Raw genomic sequence first — 5,707 nt, 5'->3', positions numbered from 1 at the left:
TGTGCACAATGCGCGCCCCGCCGAGGTGAATCACTGACGCGGGACGCGGTTGAAGCGGCGGTTTTCGAAGGGCGGTTGACGAACTCCGAAGGTGCTGTAAGATGCGCGGCCCTGCTGACGGGATGGCCTTGAAACGAGGCACTGAACGGGAGGCGGGGGCAGCGAAAAAGATCTCGACACGGTGTTGACGGAATCGAAATTCGCTGTATAGTAGTCGGCTCCCTCGGGCACTTCGGTGCGGCGGGGTGGGCAAGGGAAAGGCGCTGAGGCCGGCCCCGAGATCTTTGACAGTGTGCGCAGGTGACTTGTGCGGGCGTCTGGCTAGTGGATGGTTGTCCATCAGCAGATGTCCTGTAACAAGCATTAATGATTCAAAGCATGCAAATGCAAGCGAGTAATTGATGCCTGGAACGGGCTCTGCACTCAAGATATTGAACCTTCGGGTTCTGCAATTTTAAGTGAAGAGTTTGATCCTGGCTCAGAGTGAACGCTGGCGGCAGGCCTAACACATGCAAGTCGAACGGCAGCACAGAGGAGCTTGCTCCTTGGGTGGCGAGTGGCGGACGGGTGAGGAATGCATCGGAATCTGCCTATTTGTGGGGGATAACGTAGGGAAACTTACGCTAATACCGCATACGTCCTACGGGAGAAAGTGGGGGACCTTCGGGCCTCACGCAGATAGATGAGCCGATGCCGGATTAGCTAGTTGGCGGGGTAAAGGCCCACCAAGGCGACGATCCGTAGCTGGTCTGAGAGGATGATCAGCCACACTGGAACTGAGACACGGTCCAGACTCCTACGGGAGGCAGCAGTGGGGAATATTGGACAATGGGCGCAAGCCTGATCCAGCCATGCCGCGTGTGTGAAGAAGGCCTTCGGGTTGTAAAGCACTTTTGTCCGGAAAGAAAAGCGCTCGATTAATACTCGGGTGTTATGACGGTACCGGAAGAATAAGCACCGGCTAACTTCGTGCCAGCAGCCGCGGTAATACGAAGGGTGCAAGCGTTACTCGGAATTACTGGGCGTAAAGCGTGCGTAGGTGGTTTGTTAAGTCTGATGTGAAAGCCCTGGGCTCAACCTGGGAACTGCATTGGAAACTGGCTTACTAGAGTGCGGTAGAGGGGTGTGGAATTCCCGGTGTAGCAGTGAAATGCGTAGATATCGGGAGGAACATCTGTGGCGAAGGCGACACCCTGGACCAGCACTGACACTGAGGCACGAAAGCGTGGGGAGCAAACAGGATTAGATACCCTGGTAGTCCACGCCCTAAACGATGCGAACTGGATGTTGGGGGCAACTTGGCCCTCAGTATCGAAGCTAACGCGTTAAGTTCGCCGCCTGGGAAGTACGGTCGCAAGACTGAAACTCAAAGGAATTGACGGGGGCCCGCACAAGCGGTGGAGTATGTGGTTTAATTCGATGCAACGCGAAGAACCTTACCTGGCCTTGACATGCACGGAACTTTCCAGAGATGGATTGGTGCCTTCGGGAACCGTGACACAGGTGCTGCATGGCTGTCGTCAGCTCGTGTCGTGAGATGTTGGGTTAAGTCCCGCAACGAGCGCAACCCTTGTCCTTAGTTGCCAGCACGTAATGGTGGGAACTCTAAGGAGACCGCCGGTGACAAACCGGAGGAAGGTGGGGATGACGTCAAGTCATCATGGCCCTTACGGCCAGGGCTACACACGTACTACAATGGTAGGGACAGAGGGCTGCAAACCCGCGAGGGCAAGCCAATCCCAGAAACCCTATCTCAGTCCGGATTGGAGTCTGCAACTCGACTCCATGAAGTCGGAATCGCTAGTAATCGCAGATCAGCATTGCTGCGGTGAATACGTTCCCGGGCCTTGTACACACCGCCCGTCACACCATGGGAGTTTGTTGCACCAGAAGCAGGTAGCTTAACCTTCGGGAGGGCGCTTGCCACGGTGTGGCCGATGACTGGGGTGAAGTCGTAACAAGGTAGCCGTATCGGAAGGTGCGGCTGGATCACCTCCTTTAGAGACTAAAGACAGCAAATTGCTGGCCGGACGTCCGCACAAGTGACCTGCATCTAGTTCCGGGACCTCCCAAGGGGGAAGTCCGCGGGAGCGTCCCTCGTTTGAACAAGGGGCTTTAGCTCAGCTGGGAGAGCACCTGCTTTGCAAGCAGGGGGTCGTCGGTTCGATCCCGACAAGCTCCACCAAACCAGCCGTGCACGACTTTTGGGTCTGTAGCTCAGGTGGTTAGAGCGCACCCCTGATAAGGGTGAGGCCGGTGGTTCGAGTCCTCCCAGACCCACCACTCCCGAACGAAACTAGATTGCGCACACATCAAGAATTGAAGCGGTACGGCGTTGAGGCCGGATCGCGTTCTTTGAAAACTGGGAAAGTAGCGAGCGTTTTGAGACGAATGTCCATGACGTGTCGTGAGGCTAAGGCGGGTGCCGAAAGGCACCTTATAATTGAGTCGTTGAATTCGCGTTTGGGCTTTGTACCCCCGAACACAGACGACCCTGAGGCGACTTGGGGTTATATGGTCAAGCGAATAAGCGCACACGGTGGATGCCTTGGCGGTCAGAGGCGATGAAGGACGTGGCAGCCTGCGAAAAGTGCGGGGGAGCTGGCAACAAGCATTGATCCCGCAATGTCCGAATGGGGAAACCCACCTAGCAATAGGTATCCTGCAGTGAATACATAGCTGCTGGAAGCAAACCCGGAGAACTGAAATATCTAAGTACCCGGAGGAAAAGAAATCAACCGAGATTCCCTAAGTAGTGACGAGCGAACGGGGACCAGCCCTTAAGTTGATTGAGTTCTAGCAAAACAACCTGGAAAGGTTGGCCATAGACGGTGACAGCCCGGTATGCGAAAGAGCTCTTTCGATGAAATCGAGTAAGGCGGGGCACGAGAAACCCTGTCTGAACATGGGGGGACCATCCTCCAAGGCTAAATACTCCTGACCGACCGATAGTGAACCAGTACCGTGAGGGAAAGGCGAAAAGAACCCCGGAGAGGGGAGTGAAATAGACCCTGAAACCGTGTGCGTACAAGCAGTCGGAGCCCGCAAGGGTGACGGCGTACCTTTTGTATAATGGGTCAGCGACTTACTGTTCGTGGCGAGCTTAACCGTATAGGGGAGGCGAAGGGAAACCGAGTCTGATAAGGGCGCATAGTCGCGGGCAGTAGACCCGAAACCGGGTGATCTAGTCATGCCCAGGGTGAAGGTTGAGTAACATCAACTGGAGGCCCGAACCCACTCCCGTTGCAAAGGTAGGGGATGAGGTGTGATTAGGAGTGAAAAGCTAATCGAACCCGGAGATAGCTGGTTCTCCTCGAAAGCTATTTAGGTAGCGCCTCATGTGAATCTTCCTGGGGGTAGAGCACTGTTATGGCTAGGGGGTCATTGCGACTTACCAAACCATGGCAAACTCCGAATACCAGGACAGACTGCATGGGAGACACACGGCGGGTGCTAACGTCCGTCGTGAAAAGGGAAACAACCCAGACCCACAGCTAAGGTCCCAAATTTCGTGCTAAGTGGAAAACGATGTGGAAAGGCACAGACAGCCAGGAGGTTGGCTTAGAAGCAGCCACCCTTTAAAGAAAGCGTAATAGCTCACTGGTCGAGTCGGTCTGCGCGGAAGATTTAACGGGGCTAAGCACGGAACCGAAGCTTGGGGTGCACACTTTGTGTGCGCGGTAGAGGAGCGTTCCGTAAGCCGATGAAGGTGGATTGAGAAGTCCGCTGGAGGTATCGGAAGTGCGAATGCTGACATGAGTAACGATAATGCGGGTGAAAAGCCCGCACGCCGAAAGCCCAAGGTTTCCTTGCGCAACGTTAATCGACGCAGGGTGAGTCGGCCCCTAAGGCGAGGCAGAAATGCGTAGTCGATGGGAAGCTGGTTAATATTCCAGCACCTCGCGTAAGTGCGATGGAGGGACGGAGAAGGTTAGGCAGGCCGGGCGTTGGTTGTCCCGGTGAGAGAGTTGAGGCGGTCCCCTTAGGCAAATCCGGGGGGGCAACGTTGAGACTAAGGACGAGTCCTTTAGGACTAAGCTGCCGATATCACGCTTCCAGGAAAAGCTCCTAAGCTTCAGCTTACGCAGACCGTACCGTAAACCGACACAGGTGGGCAGGATGAGAATTCTCAGGCGCTTGAGAGAACTCGGGTGAAGGAACTAGGCAAAATAGCACCGTAACTTCGGGAGAAGGTGCGCCCTTTTTGGTTCATAGCTGAGAAGGGCCGCAGTGACCAGGCCGCTGCGACTGTTTATCAAAAACACAGCACTCTGCAAACACGAAAGTGGACGTATAGGGTGTGACGCCTGCCCGGTGCCGGAAGGTTAATTGATGGGGTCAGCCGCAAGGCGAAGCTCTTGATCGAAGCCCCGGTAAACGGCGGCCGTAACTATAACGGTCCTAAGGTAGCGAAATTCCTTGTCGGGTAAGTTCCGACCTGCACGAATGGCGTAACGACAGCGGCGCTGTCTCCACCCGAGACTCAGTGAAATTGAAATCGCTGTGAAGATGCAGCGTTCCCGCGGCAAGACGGAAAGACCCCGTGAACCTTTACTATAGCTTTACACTGAACGTTGAGTTCGTCTGTGTAGGATAGGTGGGAGGCTATGAAACCGAGGCGCTAGCTTCGGTGGAGCCATCCTTGAAATACCACCCTGATGTGCTTGACGTTCTAACCTAGGTCCGTAATCCGGATCGGGGACCGTGTATGGTGGGTAGTTTGACTGGGGCGGTCTCCTCCCAAAGTGTAACGGAGGAGCACGAAGGTACGCTCAGCGCGGTCGGACATCGCGCACTGTGTGCAAAGGCATAAGCGTGCTTGACTGCAAGATCGACGGATCAAGCAGGTACGAAAGTAGGTCTTAGTGATCCGGTGGTTCTGTATGGAAGGGCCATCGCTCAACGGATAAAAGGTACTCCGGGGATAACAGGCTGATACCGCCCAAGAGTTCATATCGACGGCGGTGTTTGGCACCTCGATGTCGGCTCATCACATCCTGGGGCTGTAGTCGGTCCCAAGGGTATGGCTGTTCGCCATTTAAAGTGGTACGCGAGCTGGGTTCAGAACGTCGTGAGACAGTTCGGTCCCTATCTGTCGTGGGCGTTGGAGATTTGAGAGGGGCTGCTCCTAGTACGAGAGGACCGGAGTGGACGAACCTCTGGTGTTCCGGTTGTCACGCCAGTGGCACTGCCGGGTAGCTATGTTCGGAAGCGATAACCGCTGAAAGCATCTAAGCGGGAAGCGCGCCTCAAGATGAGATCTCCCGGGAGCTTGACTCCCCTGAAGGAACCATCAAGACCAGGTGGTTGATAGGCTGGGTGTGTAAGTGCAGCAATGCATTGAGCTAACCAGTACTAATGATCCGTGTGGCTTGACCATATAACCTCAAGTGGCCTTGGACTTACGACAACGTCGTGACGTTCGGCTCACTCGCTACTTATCCCAACCTATCCGCTGAAGACGGCTTGCCGTCCTAAGCAAACCAACGAGAGCGTGCGCGCAACTCAATACACCGAGCACTGCGACCCTCCACCCTCTCCCTGGTGACAATAGCTGTGTGGTCCCACCCGATCCCATTCCGAACTCGGAAGTGAAACGCACATGCGCCGATGGTAGTGTGGCTCAAGCCATGCAAGAGTAGGTCATCGCCAGGGGCTTTACCCCAGAAGGCCGGTCCATCAGGACCGGCCTTCTTCTTTTGCGCGA

The 5,707-nt window shown here is 55.2% G+C and carries 2 tRNA genes and 3 rRNA genes; all 5 read left to right on the top strand.

From position 1 onward, the window contains the following. Positions 1 to 455: 455 nt before the first annotated feature. The 5 genes from DX912_RS18085 to rrf all read left to right on the top strand — a co-directional run bounded on the left by DX912_RS18085 (position 456) and on the right by rrf (position 5,655). Positions 456 to 2,000 (top strand): 16S ribosomal RNA (locus DX912_RS18085). Between the two features lie 109 nt (positions 2,001 to 2,109). Beyond that, positions 2,110 to 2,185, top strand: a tRNA-Ala gene (locus DX912_RS18080). A gap of 21 nt (positions 2,186 to 2,206) precedes the next feature. Continuing rightward, a tRNA-Ile gene (locus DX912_RS18075) sits at positions 2,207 to 2,283 on the top strand. A 233-nt stretch (positions 2,284 to 2,516) separates the two neighbouring features. Then, positions 2,517 to 5,380 (top strand): 23S ribosomal RNA (locus tag DX912_RS18070). 160 nt (positions 5,381 to 5,540) lie between these two features. Continuing rightward, positions 5,541 to 5,655, top strand: a 5S ribosomal RNA gene (gene rrf, locus DX912_RS18065). Together the 16S, 23S and 5S rRNA genes with 2 tRNA genes alongside form the textbook arrangement of a ribosomal RNA operon. Positions 5,656 to 5,707 lie beyond the last annotated feature (52 nt).

Origin of the sequence: Lysobacter soli (assembly GCF_003382285.1) — a bacterium.
Lineage (GTDB): Bacteria > Pseudomonadota > Gammaproteobacteria > Xanthomonadales > Xanthomonadaceae > Lysobacter_J > Lysobacter_J soli.
This window is presented reverse-complemented; position numbering and strand designations above follow the sequence as displayed.